General features: G+C 62.7%; 14 protein-coding genes and 1 CRISPR repeat array. Of the genes, 10 read left to right on the plus strand and 4 right to left on the minus strand.

Annotated elements, in window-relative coordinates:
* Positions 1-8 precede the first annotated feature (8 nt).
* The 8 genes from cas10d (IEX91_RS13220) to cas2 are packed head-to-tail and all read left to right on the plus strand — an operon-like array spanning position 9 to position 8722.
* Positions 9-2510 (plus strand): type I-D CRISPR-associated protein Cas10d/Csc3, encoded by a 2502-nt coding sequence (gene cas10d, locus IEX91_RS13220; RefSeq protein ID WP_188879545.1) that lies wholly within the window; start codon positions 9-11, stop codon positions 2508-2510.
* Entirely contained in the window at positions 2507-2944 is a 438-nt protein-coding gene (gene cas10d / locus IEX91_RS16555) for a type I-D CRISPR-associated protein Cas10d/Csc3 (RefSeq protein WP_188879546.1), read from the plus strand. Before cas10d (IEX91_RS13220) ends, cas10d (IEX91_RS16555) begins: the two co-directional genes overlap by 4 nt.
* 2 nt (positions 2945-2946) lie before the next feature.
* A complete protein-coding gene (gene cas7d, locus IEX91_RS13230) occupies positions 2947-3933 on the plus strand; it encodes a type I-D CRISPR-associated protein Cas7/Csc2 (RefSeq protein WP_188879547.1) in 987 nt (328 codons plus the stop codon).
* A gap of 3 nt (positions 3934-3936) precedes the next feature.
* Positions 3937-4692, plus strand: coding sequence for a type I-D CRISPR-associated protein Cas5/Csc1 (gene cas5d / locus IEX91_RS13235; protein WP_188879548.1), 756 nt, complete (start codon positions 3937-3939; stop codon positions 4690-4692).
* On the plus strand, positions 4689-6836 hold the full coding sequence (gene cas3 / locus IEX91_RS13240; protein ID WP_188879549.1) for a type I-D CRISPR-associated helicase Cas3': 2148 nt from the start codon (positions 4689-4691) through the stop codon (positions 6834-6836). Before cas5d ends, cas3 begins: the two co-directional genes overlap by 4 nt.
* A gap of 1 nt (position 6837) precedes the next feature.
* Entirely contained in the window at positions 6838-7461 is a 624-nt protein-coding gene (gene cas4, locus IEX91_RS13245; RefSeq protein ID WP_188879551.1) for a CRISPR-associated protein Cas4, read from the plus strand.
* Complete coding sequence (gene cas1, locus IEX91_RS13250; RefSeq protein ID WP_188879552.1) at positions 7458-8453, plus strand: CRISPR-associated endonuclease Cas1; 996 nt, start codon at positions 7458-7460, stop codon at positions 8451-8453. Before cas4 ends, cas1 begins: the two co-directional genes overlap by 4 nt.
* Entirely contained in the window at positions 8450-8722 is a 273-nt protein-coding gene (cas2, locus tag IEX91_RS13255) for a CRISPR-associated endonuclease Cas2 (protein ID WP_188879553.1), read from the plus strand. The genes cas1 and cas2 overlap by 4 nt, the downstream gene beginning before the upstream one ends.
* A 117-nt stretch (positions 8723-8839) precedes the next feature.
* A CRISPR array of direct repeats spans positions 8840-10493; the repeat unit is 37 nt; unit sequence GTCGAAGCGCGGTAGAAACCCAGAACGGGATTGAAAC.
* A 246-nt stretch (positions 10494-10739) separates the two neighbouring features.
* Here the strand turns inward: cas2 and IEX91_RS13260 are convergent.
* Complete coding sequence (locus IEX91_RS13260) at positions 10740-13073, minus strand: amino acid permease (protein ID WP_188879629.1); 2334 nt, start codon at positions 13071-13073, stop codon at positions 10740-10742.
* A gap of 444 nt (positions 13074-13517) precedes the next feature.
* On the opposite strand from IEX91_RS13260, the gene IEX91_RS13265 reads away from it, so the two are divergent.
* Complete coding sequence (locus IEX91_RS13265; protein ID WP_188879554.1) at positions 13518-14261, plus strand: Lrp/AsnC family transcriptional regulator; 744 nt, start codon at positions 13518-13520, stop codon at positions 14259-14261.
* Between the two features lie 268 nt (positions 14262-14529).
* Here the strand turns inward: IEX91_RS13265 and IEX91_RS13270 are convergent, their stop codons facing one another.
* Genes IEX91_RS13270 through IEX91_RS13280 form a run of 3 tightly spaced genes read right to left on the minus strand, consistent with a single transcriptional unit; the run spans position 14530 to position 17025 of the window.
* Positions 14530-15207: a potassium channel family protein gene (locus tag IEX91_RS13270; RefSeq protein WP_188879555.1), complete on the minus strand. Its 678-nt coding sequence runs from the start codon at positions 15205-15207 to the stop codon at positions 14530-14532.
* Positions 15208-15244: 37 nt separating this feature from the next.
* Positions 15245-15451, minus strand: coding sequence for a hypothetical protein (locus IEX91_RS13275; protein ID WP_188879556.1), 207 nt, complete (start codon positions 15449-15451; stop codon positions 15245-15247).
* Entirely contained in the window at positions 15448-17025 is a 1578-nt protein-coding gene (locus tag IEX91_RS13280) for a TrkH family potassium uptake protein (RefSeq protein ID WP_188879557.1), read from the minus strand. Before IEX91_RS13280 ends, IEX91_RS13275 begins: the two co-directional genes overlap by 4 nt.
* A gap of 153 nt (positions 17026-17178) precedes the next feature.
* Here IEX91_RS13280 and IEX91_RS13285 point away from each other — a divergent pair, with 153 nt between their 5' ends.
* Positions 17179-17439: a hypothetical protein gene (locus tag IEX91_RS13285; RefSeq protein ID WP_188879558.1), complete on the plus strand. Its 261-nt coding sequence runs from the start codon at positions 17179-17181 to the stop codon at positions 17437-17439.
* Positions 17440-17737: the final 298 nt, after the last annotated feature.

Raw genomic sequence — 17737 nt, forward strand, 5'->3', positions numbered from 1 at the left:
AGTACAAAATGCCCGTTAACGACTCCATCTGGGGAGACCGAGACGTCCACCCGGCCCTCGCCGAGTACCTTGCGGACGTCGACCCACGACTCCTCGACGTCGGCTGGGCGTTCGAGTCCGCAAAGAGCGTCAAGTACGATCTCACCGACCAGTCGATGCTCAACCACGTGCGGAACGGCGTGTTCGCGATCACGTGGCTGAACGAGGTCGCGCCGTCGTTCGACGCGTACGAGCTGGACGACGACGATCTCCGTCGGGTGATCGCGCTGTTCGCCGTCCACGACCTTCACAAGCTACGCGGCGAGCAGTCGATGGACGAGGAGTACGACATCCCACGAGAGGAGGTCGAAGAGCTCGTCGACGCGCTCGGGGTCGACGAGTTCGGACCAAACCTCCGGATCGAGGACTTCCACGCGTCCGCGGTCGACCACGCGAACACGTGGAACTCGAAGCCAGAGCACTCCACTCGAACGTACGGTCGGCTTCGTCCGTACGTTCGCCTCGCGGACGCGTTCGCGTCCTGTCCCACGCCGGAGTCAGCCGTCGTCGAGCGGAACCAGCGTGCGCTCGACGTCGCGTACCCCGATACCGACCTCGAACTCCGCCAGCACACGCTCGACGACGTCAAGGGGATGCTCACGAACCTGCTCAACGGAGCCGTCAGTGAGGCCCTCGGTGATCGCGTGAGCTACGAGCCGCTCCTCGTTTATCAGGACGGCTGCGTCTATTTGACAGACGGCGACGCTCCCGACGTGACCGTCGACGACGCACTGATCGGGGACGTGTATAACCGGCTCCAGTCCACGATCGGTGACTCCCATCCCGCGTACGACGACCACGACGCGCTCGCTGAGAACCTCTCGACGCAGTCGCAGGGCTTCTACACAATCAACGATCAAGACTTCTTCTACGCGGGCGCACGGAACCTCCTCTATGCGGTCGCAGTGAAGGCGACGCAGGACGCCGATCCCGACGCCGATCCGACCGACAGCATGGCGGAGACGATGGAGACACTGAACGACCGGCTCCCCATCGAGATCGATACGACCACGCGCGTCGCTCCGGGATACGCGCGTCTGGTGTACACGTTCGAACGGTCGTTCGTCGCTCCGATCGTGGACGCCGGCTCGACGGACGAGGACTCGCTCACGCTCACGTGCCGGCTTTTCGAGGTCGATGAGGGCGTCCTCGACGGCCTCCGGGAGCTACGGGAGGACGACGACATCGACCTCACGGCCGGCGGCAAGTGGGACTACGCGTACGCGATCGGCCAACACGTCGCGGACCGCGCCCGCCGCGACGGCTGGACCGGGAACGTGCCCCGGCACGTCGCGAAACTCCTCGTCACGAACCTCGACGCGCTCGAGGAGGAGTGGGAAGACGCCGTTATGGCCGCACACACGGGCCGCTTCGAGACCGAGCTCCGCGCGTACATCGGCGATGTCCTCCGCGTCGATGGACAGGCGTCCCCGCCGACCGAGGAGATGAACGGCCTCACCGACTCCTTCGAGGAACATCACGCGATCCGACGCGGGAAGACGTGCACGTTCTGCAACCGGGGCACGACGAGCACGCGGAAGAGCGACATGGAGGCGCCGAAGTCGCTCACGACGTTCCAAGCGGGGTACTCGAACCGGATCTCCGCCGACGCCGGCCAGCCGGAGAAACTCCTCGTCTGCACGCCGTGTCAGATCGAGTTCTCCCTCCGGGAGACCGGCTCGAGTCGTCGCGACGCTGGCCGGATCTTCGTCCACCTCGTCCCCGACTACTTCTACACGCCGACGATGTGGGAGTTCTACTCCGAGGAGGTGTTCGCGCAGTTCACTGGCGAGGCGATGACGCGGGTCGGACACCTCGCCTCCGCGATGTTCGACCTCGCGACCAGCGACGCGGACCGGTCCAGCCCGGCCCCGTGCGCTGAGCTGATCTCGACCGTCCTTCGAGAGTCGACACGCGCCGACGACGGGGGTGGTCGTTCGATGGTCGAAAGCATCCAACAGGACTTCGAGTCGGACGCCGGGTTCGGAACACAGACCCTCTCATTCTATAAACCGAGGGACAACGACACGGAGTTCCAGTTCTTCGGCGTCTTCGTCGGCCTCTCGGTCGCGTCCGCGATGGGGCTCCGGGCGTACGTCTCGGAGTCCCCGATTCCCGACCTCAGGGGTCGTGACTTCCCGGAGATGGCGAAACTCGACGCGGGGTTCTCGACCGTGAGCGGGTTCTACGGTCGGGACATCCCGCTCTCGAAGTTCCGGGAGCGCCTCGGTTCTGCCGCGGCGCTGATCGGACTCGGCTACGAGCTCGCGCTCGACGACGCACGGTTCGCGAAGTACCTTCGGATCGTCCGGAACAAGCCGCTTCCCGGATCGTACCTGCTGAAACGGGCGGTCCAGGGTTCCGATGACGGCGGGGCCGCACGGTACCTGCTCGAGGAAGCGGACTACCTCGACCACCACGGGAATCTCACGAACGACATGCAGATTACAACGGAGACTATCAACAGATGACGAACGCGACGAAAGACACCGTCACTGAACTCGCGGAACTGGCTTACGATGCAGTGCGTCCGGTCTACGGGAACGACAGCCCGTATGCGATCGAGCGCGTGTTCCGCGAATCGGTGAAGGCAGTGAAGGACTCGAACGAGTTTCGACTCAGTGCAGACGAGGCTGCGCTTCTCGTCGCCGGTCGGCTCGAAAAACTTCACCAGCGAAGCGAACAAGTGTGGCCGGTACCCGCGGACAAGAGCCGAAGCGGTGACCAGCTGAACGAACGTATCGAGCGCTACGCGGAGGCGTTTGCCCGGCGGTTACTCGTCGACCGTTGCGAGGGGAAGCCGTCGCTGTTGAAGCGGCGGGCAAACAACCTCGCAGACGGCTTCTACGCGGCGACGATCAAGCTACAGCGCGAGACGACCGACGACACCACGGAGACCAACTAACGATGTTCGACTACGACACCTACCCCGAACTGGAGCGCGGCACCGTTTCCCGAGACGAGATGACGATCGCCCCGGAGAACAACTTCACGAACGTGCTCGTCCTCCGCGAGCTGGAGAGCCACGCGGTCTTCACGACAGACGGGCAGAGCGCCGATCTCGCGAACGTCGCGGTCGGGTCTGGCGACGACCGCGAGACGTACTCGCCAGGACTGATGTTCATGCGCAAGCAGACGGGGAGCGATCGGCGCTTCGGCAAGTCCCTCCAGCGCGACCTGCTTGACACCGAGTGTACGATGCAGGTCAACAAGATGTGTCAGGAGTGCGTCGAGTGCATCCTCTACGGGAGCGCCGCGAGCGACGACGCCGACCAACAGCTCTCGATCACGTCTCGCGTGATGTACGACACCGCCTACACGCTGCGGGACGCGACTGCGGTGATCGACGAGAAGTTCCAGAACGCACCCGGTGACGACTACGCGAAGAGCGCGGAGGCGACGATCCGCGAACCTGACTTCTTCGAACCCGGGACGCTGTTCCCCTCGGTCATCACGCTCCGCGACGCGACGCCTGAGGAGCTCGCGTTCGTCCTCGGGATCACGGCGAAGAACAAACGCTACGGCGCCGCGACGTCCCGCCTCGGCCGCGTTAAGAATCACGTCCTCGGCGTCTACACCGGGAGCGAAGAGGGCCCGGCGAACCTCGGGCTGACCCGGGACGTCCTCACGCGCCTCCGTGATACCGACGAGACGACTGCCGACTCGATCCAGGACGTCATCACGGCAGCAGCACACGACCCTGAGCTCGTCGGCGACTTGCTTCAGTCCGCCTTCGACGAGCGCGTCAACGCGGAGCGCGGCGGCCTCGACCTCGAGCGCGTCCCGGACGACACCGTCGACGATTTGCTCGACGCCGCAACGGGCGACTCACTCGCCGACGTCCTCGAAACGCAACTGGACGCCTCACGCGCGTTCCTCGAACAGACCGACTGAGGGATGACGGCAGCACTCGAAGTGACGCTCCGGACGCAGGGAGAGATCTGGTTCGCGAGCCGCGAGGTCGGCCGGCTCGCGGACACCGAACCCTACTTCCTGAACACGGCGCTCTACTACGCGCTCGGATTCGCCTCCGGCCGCTACGTCGATCGCTCGTTCGAACCGACGTACCTCGACGACACCGACGCGATCGCCGACGAGCTGTACGTGACACCGGCGACGCCGTCCGACTCCCCCGGGGTGGGACTCGCGAACCGGATCACGTCGACGTACAACACGAGCAGCGACGACTACGCGACCATCAACTACTCGGCACAGGAAGACCCGGACGCGAAACGGAATCTCCCGACGTACGGTCGGCGTCGCGTGCTCGGCCACGGGAACGAACTCACGTGCTACGTCGTCGGGCGCGGTTTCGATACGGCCGAGCTCGAGGAACTGGTGCCCGGCTACGCTCGCCTCGGGAAGAAACGCGGCAAAGCCCGCATCGAAACCGAACCGCTGACCGTCTCGGAAGGATCCGGGGAGTTCGATCTCGGTCATCCGATCGGGGCGTACGACACGAGCCTCACGCCGGTCGGGAACCTCGTAACCAAGCGGATGCGACCGACGCCGCTCGTGATGCAGGCATCGTACGAGGGTTCGTACCTCGAACTCGAGGTACTAGATCCGGACGGCGAAGACGAAGAGAACGGGGGGGACGACGACGGCATCCGCCTCCCCGCCGACGCGACGTTCCTCGAGACCAAGCGATGAACGCTACGCTTCCCCTCTCGGGCGTCGAACTACGACGGCACGACGACCCGACGTATCCGGTCGAAGGGGACACTTTCGAGCCGTACGGCCATCAACAGGACCTCCGAGAGTTGTTCGACACCTCGGACGAGTTCCTCGCGGTGAACGACAGTCCGACCGGTGGTGGGAAGACGATGTCGTGGCTCGCTCCCGTCGTCGAACGGGGCGAGCACGCGCTCGCGGTCTACCCGACGAACGCACTCATCCACGACCAGTACGACCAGCTCACTGACGAACTCGAGGAGAGCTTCCCGAAGGTGGGAACGGACGTCGAAGTGCTCCCGATCACGGCCGAGACACTCAGGACACGGTACGCAACCGAGTACCCGAAAGCGGAGACGAACGGGGAACGGTTACAACGCCTCCTTCGAACGTACGTGCACCAGCGTCAAGGCCCAGTTCTCGTCCTGACGAATCCCGACATACTCGTGATGATGCGGCGGCACATCTACGGACGGTCCGGTGATCCGGGGTCACGAATCAGACAGCTCAATGAGCTCGAGACGGTCGTCGTCGACGAGTTCCACCGCGCCGATCGAAAAGAGCAGAACACGCTCCTGTTCGCGCTCGACGAGATGTACGACCTCCCCGAGTACCAGTGCGCGCTCTCGAAGGTCGTGCTCCTCAGCGCGACACCGACGACGCGTCTCGAACACCGCTTCGAGGAAGCGATGAGCGCCTCGTACCACCGCGTGACCGCGCGTCGCGAAACCGTCGAGGAGCGCCCGTTCGACGAGACGCCGACGGACGGATGGAGTGCAGTCATGCCGCCCGTCGACCTCGACGTCCGCTCGGCGTCGACGTTCGACACCGCGAGTGAACTCCTCGGTGCTGATTGGGAGGACACGGAAGCATTCGCCAAGCGGTCTGGACGGACCGTCTTCATCCTCGACGGGATACACGAAGTGGACGAGGTGTATACTCGCCTCTCGAGCGCGCTCGACGAACAGACCGTCGTTCGAATCGACGGGTTCCATCGCGGCGACGCCGAGGAGAAACTCGACGACTTCGACGTGCTCGTGAGTAACTCCGCCGTCGAAGTCGGTATCGACTTCTCTGTCGACCGTCTCGTGTTCTCGGCTCCCGACCGGGCGAGTTTCGTCCAGCGCCTCGGTCGTCTCCGAACGAAATCCGAGCGACAGTCCGCCCGCTGCTACGTTCCATCGACCGTCGCGGCTTCGATTTCCGAGATCGAACACGACGGTCGTGTCCCGCGGGTGCGTCTCATCGAGGTGCTTGAGGACGCCTATCACGACCCTCGGGAGTTCGAATCGTTCGACTGGCGGTACTCGGCAGCCGAAGCATACTACCACGTCGAGCGGCGTGCTCGCGATGCCAACTCAGAACGGGCCGAAGAGATCCGCGAGAAAGGGTGGGCGCGTATCCTCCGACACTTCAGCGGTGGCGATCCACCGCTCACTCGATCGGACGTCGAAACGCACGCCGACGTCATCGACAGTGCGGCCGAACGAACGCTCCAGTGGTACCGCGGCGGCTCGCTACAAGCCCTCGTCTACGACAGGGACCCGGGCGCCGACGAGCCGATCAAGACGTACGACCTGTTCTACCTCCTTCGTTACGGGGACGTCGAGTTCTTCTCACGATCTGACTTCGACAAACTCGTCCCGGAGGATCACGCTGACGACGTTTCCCACCTCGCGCCGTACGTCACGGGATACTGCACGTACGACGGAACGATCGAAACGAACGACGACGGATACGGACGGAGCGTACGTCTCCAAGCTATCCCGGAGATATACAGCTGGCTTCGCGGCGACGGCGCTGACGAGGGAACGCGGAAACCTCGCGAACTCGATGGAATCGGGATTGACGTCGATCCCGACGGAGCGGATCGGATCACGTCGATCGCCCACCTCCGCGACGAGATGGACGAGGACCTCGACGTGCTCTGCTACGCCCTGAAGGGGAATCCCTCGAAGGTCAAGAACCGATACGATCTTGGGACGTTCCTCTTCCTTTACCCACTCACCCTCGGCGACGAGCAGTGGTGTGTCGCACTCGGTCTCGACGCGCTCTATCTTCACTGCGCGGTACAGGAGTCGCAGAACGCCGTCGACCTCGAGAGCTTGGGGATCGATCTCTGAGATGCCGGGATCGAGCTTCAAGGACGAACTGGTCTACGTGAGTGCGCTGAACGAGTTCGTCTACTGTCCCCGTCGATACTACTACCAGCGGTACTACGACGAAATCGGCGAACCGTACGAACTCGTCGACGGTCGCTCGAAACACGAGCACGGGTCCCGTCGTGGGAGTTGGGTGACAGAGCGGTACTTCCGCTCGGACGACCTCGGGATGCACGGAAAGATCGACCTCGTGGACACCGAGAGCGGGACACCGACTCCGGTCGAGCGGAAGCGCTCGGAGAGCGGATCGTACTATCCGAGTGACGAAGTCCAACTCGCCGGCTACTGTATGCTGCTCGAAGACGCCATGGACGAACCCGTGAACGTGGGGTACATCTACCTCTACTCGACTGATACCCGACACTCGGTCCGTATCACACAGGACCACCGCGACACAGTCCGCGAGATACTACAGCGAATCCAGACCATGTCCGTCGATTCGATTCCACCGCTGACTCAAACTCCCTCGAAGTGCGAGGCGTGCTCAGCGAGAGCGTACTGTATGCCCGGTGAAACAGCCGTTCTCTCCCCATCCGAAGCAGAAGGAACTGGATGGGAGGGGACGTCGTCAGGTGACCTGACGTGAAAGAGAGCCAGGGAATGTTCGACGACTCGGTCGTCTACGTGACGACGCAGGGCTCGCAGGTCCGTATCGACGGCGGCCAGGTCGTCGTCTACGATGTCGAGGGGGACGACGGCGAACTCGCGTCGTTCCCCGTCGAAAAACTCGACACGATCAACGTCTTCGGCGGCGTGAACTTCTCGACGCCGTTCGTCGCGACGGCGAACGAACACGGAATCGTGCTCAACTACTTCACGCAGAAGGGGCAGTACCGGGGGAGTTTCGTGCCCGAGCGGAACACCATCGCAGAAGTCCGTCGCGCGCAGTACGCACTCAACGACGACGCCGAGCTCGCCATCGCAAAGGCCATGATCGCGGCGAAGATTCGGAACGCGCGGACAATCCTCTCGCGGAAGGGCGTTCGCGGGACGACCGTGCTCAAGGACCTTGGCGAGCACGTCTCGACCGCATCGAACAAGGACGATCTCCGCGGCATCGAAGGCGAGGCCGCCGAGCGCTACTTCGACCGACTCGACGAGACGCTCGTTGACGACTGGACGTTCGAGACGCGCAGTAAGCGCCCGCCCGAAGACCACATCAACTCCCTGCTGTCGCTGACGTACGTGATGATGAAGAACGAGGTGTTGAGCGCGCTGCGCTGCTACAATCTCGATCCCTTCCTGGGCGTACTCCACGCTGATCGACACGGCCGGCCGTCGCTCGCGCTCGACCTCGAAGAGGAGTTCCGGCCGCTTTTCTGCGACGCGTTCGTCACCCGCTTGGTCAACCGCGGGACGATCACGCACGACCAGTTCGGGACCGACAACCGTCTCACCGACGACGGCTTCCAAGCGTACCTGGACAAGTTCGACGACTACATGGACGAGGAGCTGACACATCCCCACTTCGACTATCGCGTGAGCCGTCGGAAGGCGATCCGACAGCAAGTGATCCTCCTGCGGAAAGCGATCACAGGTGAACTCGACGACTACCACGCGCTGGAGGTATCGAGATGAGGTTGGCAGTGACGTACGACGTCAGCGACGACGGGAATCGGCGGCGCGTCTATCGGACGCTCGAACGATACGGCGCGTGGCGACAGTACAGCGTCTTTGAAGTCGATGTCTCGAAGAGCCAGCGGGTCGAACTCGAAGACGAACTCGAGAGCCACATCGAGCCAGCTGATGGCGACCGTATTCGATTGTATCGACTCTGTGAGGCCTGTCAGAAGGCGACGACCGACCTCGGAACGGAGCCACCGGACGAGCAGTCGAACGTTATCTGACGTCCCCCCTTCGTGGACCTTTTTCAAAGCCGTGTACAGCAGGGGTCCACGAACAACCGCCGCTCTCTCCTACCGTCAGAGAAAACTATAGGTGCTATCCCCGACAAAACACCCCCTGTCGAAGCGCGGTAGAAACCCAGAACGGGATTGAAACGGAGAGGATCGCCGCAATCGTCCTGCGCGGTCGTCGCGTCGAAGCGCGGTAGAAACCCAGAACGGGATTGAAACCGGATATCCAGGAAGCCACCGTCCACGCGAGCGCCGGTCGAAGCGCGGTAGAAACCCAGAACGGGATTGAAACAGTGGGCTCCGACACCGCTGAACGGCGGAAGTGCGGTCGAAGCGCGGTAGAAACCCAGAACGGGATTGAAACATCCCCCCGATAATCGACGAGAGAGTCCGCTGCACGCGTCGAAGCGCGGTAGAAACCCAGAACGGGATTGAAACCCCCCATCATCGTCGAGGCCGACGACCGCCGCGAGCGGTCGAAGCGCGGTAGAAACCCAGAACGGGATTGAAACGTGCCACTCTGCGGTGTCTCGACAACCTCGACGTGTCGAAGCGCGGTAGAAACCCAGAACGGGATTGAAACACGTCTTCGAGTAGTCCTACGTAGCCGGCTCGCTGGGTCGAAGCGCGGTAGAAACCCAGAACGGGATTGAAACAGGATTCCCTGTAGGTCGTGGGGGATTCGGATGGTCGTCGAAGCGCGGTAGAAACCCAGAACGGGATTGAAACAGGGGGAGGACCCCCAGGACGACGGCGGGAGTTCGAGTCGAAGCGCGGTAGAAACCCAGAACGGGATTGAAACACCCCGAGCCGGACCCCGTAGTCGACCCCGTTGATGACGGGGCCGGGTCGAAGCGCGGTAGAAACCCAGAACGGGATTGAAACCGCTTGACGACGCCGACGACGTCGAGGACGCCGACGTCGAAGCGCGGTAGAAACCCAGAACGGGATTGAAACATCGACCGGACGACGAGCTGGTCAGCCGCCGGGTTCGGTCGAAGCGCGGTAGAAACCCAGAACGGGATTGAAACTTGCCGGGGCCCTGACGGCTGGACATGAGGATGCGGTCGAAGCGCGGTAGAAACCCAGAGCGGGATTGAAACCGTACTGGCTCGCCGCCTCACGCACCCGAGCGAGCTGTCGAAGCGCGGTAGAAACCCAGAACGGGATTGAAACACATCGGCGCACCGTCCTCGTTGTCGTTGTCGGCCTGTCGAAGCGCGGTAGAAACCCAGAACGGGATTGAAACCGGGCGCATCGGCGGCTCGACGACGTCGGTGGAGGGCGTCGAAGCGCGGTAGAAACCCAGAACGGGATTGAAACACTATCTCTCGTGGTCGATCGGCGATCAGGACTATTGTCGAAGCGCGGTAGAAACCCAGAACGGGATTGAAACGTGGGGCGCAGACGCTCGGCCAGGATCGCGAAACCGAGTCGAAGCGCGGTAGAAACCCAGAACGGGATTGAAACTGTAGTCGGGTGAGTTCGGCCCGGACGAGCCGAACCGTCGAAGCGCGGTAGAAACCCAGAACGGGATTGAAACACGGGACGCGCGACGTCGACGTCGTCGGTCCCGACGGGTCGAAGCGCGGTAGAAACCCAGAACGGGATTGAAACCGCACCTCCCGGTCTGGGAGGTTCGGAAGCGGGTGGTCGAAGCGCGGTAGAAACCCAGAACGGGATTGAAACCCGTCGGACCGGGCGACCTCGTCGTCCTGACGGGGTGTCGAAGCGCGGTAGAAACCCAGAACGGGATTGAAACCGCCGTTCAGGACGTACACCGACATTCCGGACACGCCAAGGATGACGTTGGCAGGAACTGACTGACTGAGTGAGAAGATCGGCTTCCGACTGAGAGATCACCCAAAACGAATGCATATCCGAGGTAGATAACGAAGGCGATAACGCTCGCTCCGGGGCCGAGTTGGCCTAGGCGGACGAGCGCGATGCGTCCGTATGATGCCGTCGCTCGTTTTCCGATACCGTGCTGGTGGACGTGATATTCTCGCTACTTCCAGGTGAACCACCGTGAGAGCCACGAGCGGAACGTCCCGTGGCGCTTGACCATGATGACCGTGCCCTTCGCTCGTTCGCCGACAGCTTCGGGAACGGCCCCGAAGACGAGTTGTTGGAGGAGGCCTTCTCGTGACGACCCGATCACGGTCACGTCGTATTCTCCCGACGCGTCGACGATTTCGTCCACGACGTTGCCTTCAAGAACGCGCGTTCCGACCGTGACGTCGTCGGCGAGCGTCGATACGAGAGTATCCACGAGCTCTTCAGCGTCCGCGTGGTCAGCCTCTGAGCCATCCGGTTCGACCACGTGGGCGACGTCAACGTGCGCGTGCGTGGTGTGTGAGATCGCCTGTGCGACTTCGGCTGCGAGCTTGGCGTGCGGACCACCGGCGGTCGGCACGAGGATTCGCTCAATGTCTTGGACCGTCTCGTCGATGCGCTCGACGAGAACGTCACACTTCGCGCCCGTGACGACGTCGTCGACGTTACTCCCGAGGACGAAGTCGCGACGCCGGGAGCGCCCCCGCCAGCCGAGGATGACGGCATCGCTGTCGTGTTGCTCGATCGTGTTCAGGATCGCTGTGGAGACCTGGTGGCCGATCTTGATCGTGCCGCTGACCGGAACGTCGGCGTCCTCGGCGATCTCCATCGTCTGGGCCAACAGTTCGCGTTCGTCGTCGACGAACTCGCGCCCCTCGTCGAGCGGGGTTTGTTGGGGAACGGTGACGACGCTGAGCGCGAGGATTTCGCCGTCGTTCTCACGCGCCATGTCGATGGCGGTGTGCATGAGCTGTTCTGCGGTCTCCGGATTGGCGACCGGGACGACGATCTGGTACTCCCGGTCGGCGGGTTCCTGCTCGACGACGACAGTCGGCGTCTCCTCTTCGAGTTGCTCTTCTTCCTTTGCCTGCGAGTAGCCGTAGTAAACGACGAGACCGAGCCCCATCCAGACGATGGTCGTGACGAGCGCGATCAATCCCTCGTTGCTCGTGCCGATGCCGATGGCTTGGAGGCCGAGTTCGTAGACGAGGAAGGGCGTGAGGAGGAACTGGAGGACGATGCCGATGAGTGGCGGCCACGGCATATAGGGGACTTCGTAGGTCCGTGGGAGGTCCGGGTGGGTCTTGCGCATCCGGATGAGCGTCCAGTTCACCTGCACGAACAGCAAAATGAACATGATGTCCGCCGCGGCGGCGACGGACTCGATCGGGAGGGCGATGGCCATCACGACAATGATCACCGCCGAGATGGCGATCGCGATGTGTGGCGTGCGCTTCTCCGGGTGAACGTTGTCGAAGACGGGCGGGAGGACGCGGTCGCGCCCCATCGCGAAGGAGACGCGCGAGGAGGAGTAGACGGTTGCGTTGAGCGCGGAGACGGTGGCGGCGAGCCCAGCGAAGAGGAGGAGCGGGACGCCGTAAGGGACGAACTGGCCGGCCGCGCGGATGATGCCGAGCTCACCGAGTTCGCCGAGGATCTGCCACGTCGTCCAGTCGGCGGGCGTACCCGCGACACCGGCGAGATCGATGATGTGCTGGTTGACGGTGATGCCGCCGATCGAGACGAAGGCGACGAGAACGTAGATGGGTATGACGATGGCGAGCGAGTAGAAGACGGCTTTCGGGATGTTCGTTCCGGGGTCAACGACTTCCTCGCCGGACTGGACGATGATCTCGTAGCCCTCGAAGGCGATGTAAGTAAAGCCCATCGCGCCGATGATCCCAAAGACGCCGTTCGGAGCGAACATGGGGCTAGAGAGGAACTTGCCAGCCCACTGGGGGGCGGTGAGCGTGGCGCGCACGCCGAAGACGATGAAGGCACCGAGGATGAGGAGCTTAAGTCCCGTGACGACGACGCCGGCTTTCCCGGTCTCCTCGGCGCCGCGATAGTTGATGTACGCGAACGCGATGACGACGAGGACGGCGACGATCTTCTCCGCCCAGTGTTGGGAGAGGACGCCGAAGAGGACGAAGTGGTTGGAGAGACCGGGAATGGCGTAGACGGCGAGGACAGTGAAGAACGTCCCGAACGTCACCGCGTAGAGCGAGCAGGCGACGGCGTGGGCGAACCAGCTCATCCAGCCGGCGTAGAAGCCGTTGGGGTCCCGGAGGGCCTCTTTCACCCAGAGGTAGCCGCCGCCCGCCTCGGGGAACGCGGCGCCGAGTTCGGCGTAGCTCACGGCGGTGAAGAGTGCGACGAAGCCGTTGATGATGAACGCGATGGTAAGCGCGGGACCGGCGATACCGGCGGCGAAGCCCGTGAGGGCGAAGACGCCGGCACCGATCATCGCGCCGACACCGATGAACGTGATGTCGAAGAGGCTCATGTCCCGGGACAGCTCCGTGGTCGCCCCTCCGGAGGCCGCGTCGCTCACGTGAGTCCCCCCAGTTGAGAGACTTGTCTAGTTTGGCCGCTCAGACAGCGGGGTGCCGGGCAGGCTCCGACGTCTATTCGATGCGTGAGATTGCGAGTTCGTTCGTGGGCTCTCCCGATACGGGCTTCACAGATCGGGTCTGACCGATAGCCCAACGCGCCGAGCCTCGACGTACTCATATACGGACGTTTCTCTCGACCCATATAAAAACAGCAGATAGTTGCGTATAACGCACAAAAGAGGTGTTTAGTTTCGTTTCAGGAAATATGTCGGTGGTCGATAGGGCGCGAGTCGCCCGACGACGCGAACGTCGCGGCGTGGCCGAGCCAAGCCGAGCTAGACGAGCCCCCGAGGTGGTATGCGAAGACTGTTAGCTTCGGGGCTCGTACCGTCGATATGGAGCGGTTGGACGAAGTCGATCGGCGTATCCTCTATCGTCTCGTCGAGGACGCACGGAACACGTCCGCACCGATGATCGCCGACGAGGTGAACGTCTCGGGTGCGACGATTCGGAACCGTATCGAGCAGCTTGAGGAACGAGGCGTTATCACTGGCTATCACGCAGCCATCAACTACGAGCGGGGCGATAATTGGATGCAGAACCTCTTCATCTGCACCGCGCCGGTCGCCGACCGCGAGAAACAAGCGAAGAAAGTGTCGAATATCCCGGGCGTCGTCAACGTCCGTGAACTACTCGCTGGTCGGCGAAACCTCCACGTCACCGCGATCGGCGCAAATTCCGACGAGCTGACGGTCATCTCGCGGAGACTCGCTGACATCGGGCTCGACATCGAGGACGAACACATCGTCCACATGGAGGAGACGGTTCCGCTCGACCACTTCGGGCCAGGCGACGGACCGCGGAACTCGCCGATGCGGGACTTCCTCAGCCTCACCGGAGGGGCCGAGGTGATCGAGCTTACTGTCGACGAAAACTCACCGATCGCCGGCCTCACACTCTCCGAGGCGAATAAATCCGGGCTCCTCGATAAGGACTTGCTTGTCATCGCCATCGAGCGCGACGACGAGATCATCACTCCACGCGGGTTCACCGAGATCCGAGCCGACGATCTCGTCACCATCTTCTCACGCTACAGTACGGACGGCGTCGCCATCGAGCCGTTCGAGGCGGACGCCTGAGGTTCCAGCATCGAACTAGCGGAGGTCGATTCTCGCGATCTCCTCGGAACAGCAGGCCGGACACGTCTCGCTCGCGGACTCCACGATGGTTCCGCAGTGACGACACTCGTAGAACCCGTCTTCGTCGAGTCGGACGCCCAGTTCCCACAGCCGTACGAGGGCCCTCATGAGACACACCTACCAGTAAGTACTCTGTGGGTATCGTTATCTATCCGATGGGACGGATCGCTGTGCAGTCTATCGGTTTTCATCGTCACGTTCGGTCGGCTTACTGCTCGGTGTCCGTCCCGGTGAACGTCCGGAGGATCCCGTCTGTCGCGCCTTCCCGTGAGAAGACGGTGAGGAGGTCACCGGCCTCAACGATGGTCCCGCCCCGGGGTGTTACGACGGTCTCACCGCGCTCGACGGCGACGACGAGGACATCCTCCGGGATGAGGTCGGCGCCGTCGGCTTCGTGGAGGGATTTCCCGGCGATGGGTGCGGTGTCGGTGACCGTGACCTCGAACACCTCGGCCCCACCGGCGAGGGACATGAAGTCCTTGATCGCGGGACGCTGGACGGCTCGAAAGAGATATTCGGCGATGAGGCGCTGGGGGTTCTCGAGGACGTTCGCGCCGATCTGGCGGAAGACGTTCATGTGCTCGGGATTCTGGACGACGGTGACGAGCGAGGGGATCTCGAACTCCTTCGCGAGCAGGAGGCACATGATGTTGGTCGCATCCTCGTCGGTCGTGCATATGATCGCGTCGGCCTGTGCAGCACCTGCATCTTCGAGTGTTTCCTTCTCCGTTGCGTCCGCGTTGATGACGAGACAGTCGTGTCTGCGACCGGCGCGGTCTGCGACGTCCGGGTCGCGTTCGATGACGACGACTTCGTTCTGTGTCTGTTCAGCTAGCTCAAGGACTTGCGAGCCGATATTGCCCGCGCCGACGATGATGACGTACATGGATTGTGTGGTTGTGAGTTAGTCGTAGTCGATGCTGTCAGGGCCGCCGCACCCAACGGTAGACGGGGTAGGTTGCGACGGCGACGACGTAGAGGGCTGCGGCACCGAGAATGGCCGGATGCCGGCCGAGGGTGGCGCCGGCGGCGACGAGTGCGAGACCGACGACGATGAGTGCGTCCACGATGGAGTCGTCACCGCCGAACTCGCGGAACTGCCGGATGACCGGCCAGTTTCGGAGGCTCATTGGAAGACACCCTCGCGGTAGAGGAGGCCGCGGAGTAAGACGAGCACGGGGATGATTTCGAGGCGGCCGATCCACATGTTGAAGAGGAAGGTCACCTTCGCGGGCGTCGGCATTTCGGGGCCGGTAATGCCCGCCGAGAGTCCGACGTTCCCCTGCGCGCTCGCGATCTCGAAGAGGACGTTCGGAAGCGTGAACGACGAGTCGACGGTGAGCATGAGGACGAACGCACCGACGGCGAGGAAGATGAACCAGAGGAACGTGATGATGGCGGCCTCCTCGAACTCCCGGGCGGCTTCCTGATCGTCGAGCTTCCGGTTCCCGAGATCGAAGTGCGTCACGGCGGTCTGTGGCAGAAAGACGTTCCGGATGCGGTAGGCGGTCCCCTTTGTGAGCGTGGCGAGACGGACGAGTTTGATGCCGCCGACGGTCGACCCCGCAGCCGCCCCGACTACCATCCCGATTGCGACCGTCACCTGCGCGGCCATCGACCACTGCGTTCCGAGCGAGTTGGCCGTCTGGAAGCCCGTACAGGAAGCCGCCGAGACGAACTGGAAGACGCCGTACCGGACCGACTGGAAGAGCGCCGCCGCGTTCCCGGTGAGCGTGGTACCGAGGAAGGTGACCGTCTCCGTCGACTGATACACGCCCTGGCTGTAGATGATGGCGACGAGGAATGCCGACAGGAGTCCGAAGAAACCGAATACCCAGCGCGTCTGGAGGTCCTCGTACAGCTGGGAGAGGTCGCCACGGAGGACGAGGTAGTGGACGGGGAACGCGATGCTCCCGAGCACCATAATGGGAAGAAGTGCGAAATCAATGAGGGGGCTGTCGTAGGTCGCAATAGAGCCGTCCGTGATCGAGAACCCGCCGGTGGCGAGCCCAGTCATCGCATGGTTGATTGCGTCCCACATCGGCATTCCCGCCAGCCACAACACCAGGATGGAGAAGACGGTGAAGAGGAGGAAGATCCACCAGATGGTGCGGACCGTCGAGACGATGCTCGGGTGGATCTTCTCGGAGCGTGCCTCCGACTCGTAAAGCGTCAGGCTCCCCGACCCTGGGCGTGCGAGAATCGCCGTCGTCAACACGATGACGCCGACACCGCCGATCCATTCGATGAACGACCGCCACCACTGCAGGACGTGCGGGAGTTCGGACTCGTTCACGCTCATCGTGAGTCCCGTACCCGTGAAGCCGCTAAGGCTTTCGAAGACTGCGTTCAGCGCGGAGAGGTGTGCCGCCGTCGTCTCCGAGAGGAGCGGCGCCCCGAAGAGTGCAAATCGCTGTGTCCACGCGACGAGGAGAAACGGAAGTGCACCGAAGATGGCGACGAGGAACCAACCGCTCGCCGCGATCATCATCCCGTGGAGCTTCCCCGGCTCGGCAGCGCCAGCGAACCGACGGGTGAGTGCGGTTCCGATTCCGAGTGGAAGGACCGCCGAGACGAGGAGTGCAGGAACTGCGTAGAGCTCGTGCCAGACGAGGGTGACCGGGAGCGACAGCAGCGGCATCACGGAGAACGCCTGAAAGATTCGGCCGAGATCCCGGCCGATCGTCGCAGAGGACTCCTGCATGCCCCGTCCGTACTAAGAGCCGAAACAAATACCTACCGATGCCGGTCGTCAGTACACAACTCCTATATATGCCTGGTTTCTCTGAGAGAAAAATACACCACCCATATTTGGCAATCAGCAAATCTCATGTGCGGGGACCTGGTATACTGTGATATGGGAACAGATGATAAATCGGAGGATACCCTTCCCTCTATCGAGGGAATCCTCGACGACGAAATCGGGGGCAGGGACAACGTCGAGCGATACAGCATCATTGAACGCACGCGCCACGAAGCAGAAGTCATTCTTTTCGAGGAAGACGAGACGGGTGCGATCAAGCAAGCACTCTACCAAGTCGACATCACCAACGCACTTGATGGCGGGGACTACCACGTCCACTGGACATTCATCGGCTACCGTGGCAACGGTGAGTGAGAATCTGCGGGGACTCCCTCTAGCGGCATCTCTCACCGGGAACCCCGAGTAGGTCCGTCGATCTCGGAATCGCTCGTGCCGTCGCCCGCTCGGACACCCGCCTTCGCTTCCGGCAGCGCACAGTCTCGTCATTGACTTCGGCTTCCGAGAGACTGTCAGCCTCACTAGCTGCCGCTCGCTCCGCGGATGATTTCCAAGGGCGCTTCTCGGAATCCCACGGCTGAAGTTCAGGCCGAGTGCAACGACCCCATGGTCTCGAGACGCAGACGGTCCACCCCAAGAGATACTCCGACCCTCT

This window comes from Halarchaeum nitratireducens, assembly GCF_014647155.1.
In the GTDB taxonomy this organism is placed as follows: domain Archaea; phylum Halobacteriota; class Halobacteria; order Halobacteriales; family Halobacteriaceae; genus Halarchaeum; species Halarchaeum nitratireducens.

What these genes read in the sequence shown, in the direction of transcription:
- cas10d (WP_188879545.1), top strand. Translation starts at nt 9, where the DNA reads ATGCCCGTTAACGACTCCATCTGGGGAGACCGAGACGTCCACCCGGCC.
- cas10d (WP_188879546.1), top strand. Translation starts at nt 2,507, where the DNA reads ATGACGAACGCGACGAAAGACACCGTCACTGAACTCGCGGAACTGGCT.
- cas7d (WP_188879547.1), top strand. Translation starts at nt 2,947, where the DNA reads ATGTTCGACTACGACACCTACCCCGAACTGGAGCGCGGCACCGTTTCC.
- cas5d (WP_188879548.1), top strand. Translation starts at nt 3,937, where the DNA reads ATGACGGCAGCACTCGAAGTGACGCTCCGGACGCAGGGAGAGATCTGG.
- cas3 (WP_188879549.1), top strand. Translation starts at nt 4,689, where the DNA reads ATGAACGCTACGCTTCCCCTCTCGGGCGTCGAACTACGACGGCACGAC.
- cas4 (WP_188879551.1), top strand. Translation starts at nt 6,838, where the DNA reads ATGCCGGGATCGAGCTTCAAGGACGAACTGGTCTACGTGAGTGCGCTG.
- cas2 (WP_188879553.1), top strand. Translation starts at nt 8,450, where the DNA reads ATGAGGTTGGCAGTGACGTACGACGTCAGCGACGACGGGAATCGGCGG.
- IEX91_RS13260 (WP_188879629.1), bottom strand. Translation starts at nt 13,073, where the DNA reads ATGAGCCTCTTCGACATCACGTTCATCGGTGTCGGCGCGATGATCGGT.
- IEX91_RS13265 (WP_188879554.1), top strand. Translation starts at nt 13,518, where the DNA reads ATGGAGCGGTTGGACGAAGTCGATCGGCGTATCCTCTATCGTCTCGTC.
- IEX91_RS13270 (WP_188879555.1), bottom strand. Translation starts at nt 15,207, where the DNA reads ATGTACGTCATCATCGTCGGCGCGGGCAATATCGGCTCGCAAGTCCTT.
- IEX91_RS13275 (WP_188879556.1), bottom strand. Translation starts at nt 15,451, where the DNA reads ATGAGCCTCCGAAACTGGCCGGTCATCCGGCAGTTCCGCGAGTTCGGC.
- IEX91_RS13280 (WP_188879557.1), bottom strand. Translation starts at nt 17,025, where the DNA reads ATGCAGGAGTCCTCTGCGACGATCGGCCGGGATCTCGGCCGAATCTTT.
- IEX91_RS13285 (WP_188879558.1), top strand. Translation starts at nt 17,179, where the DNA reads ATGGGAACAGATGATAAATCGGAGGATACCCTTCCCTCTATCGAGGGA.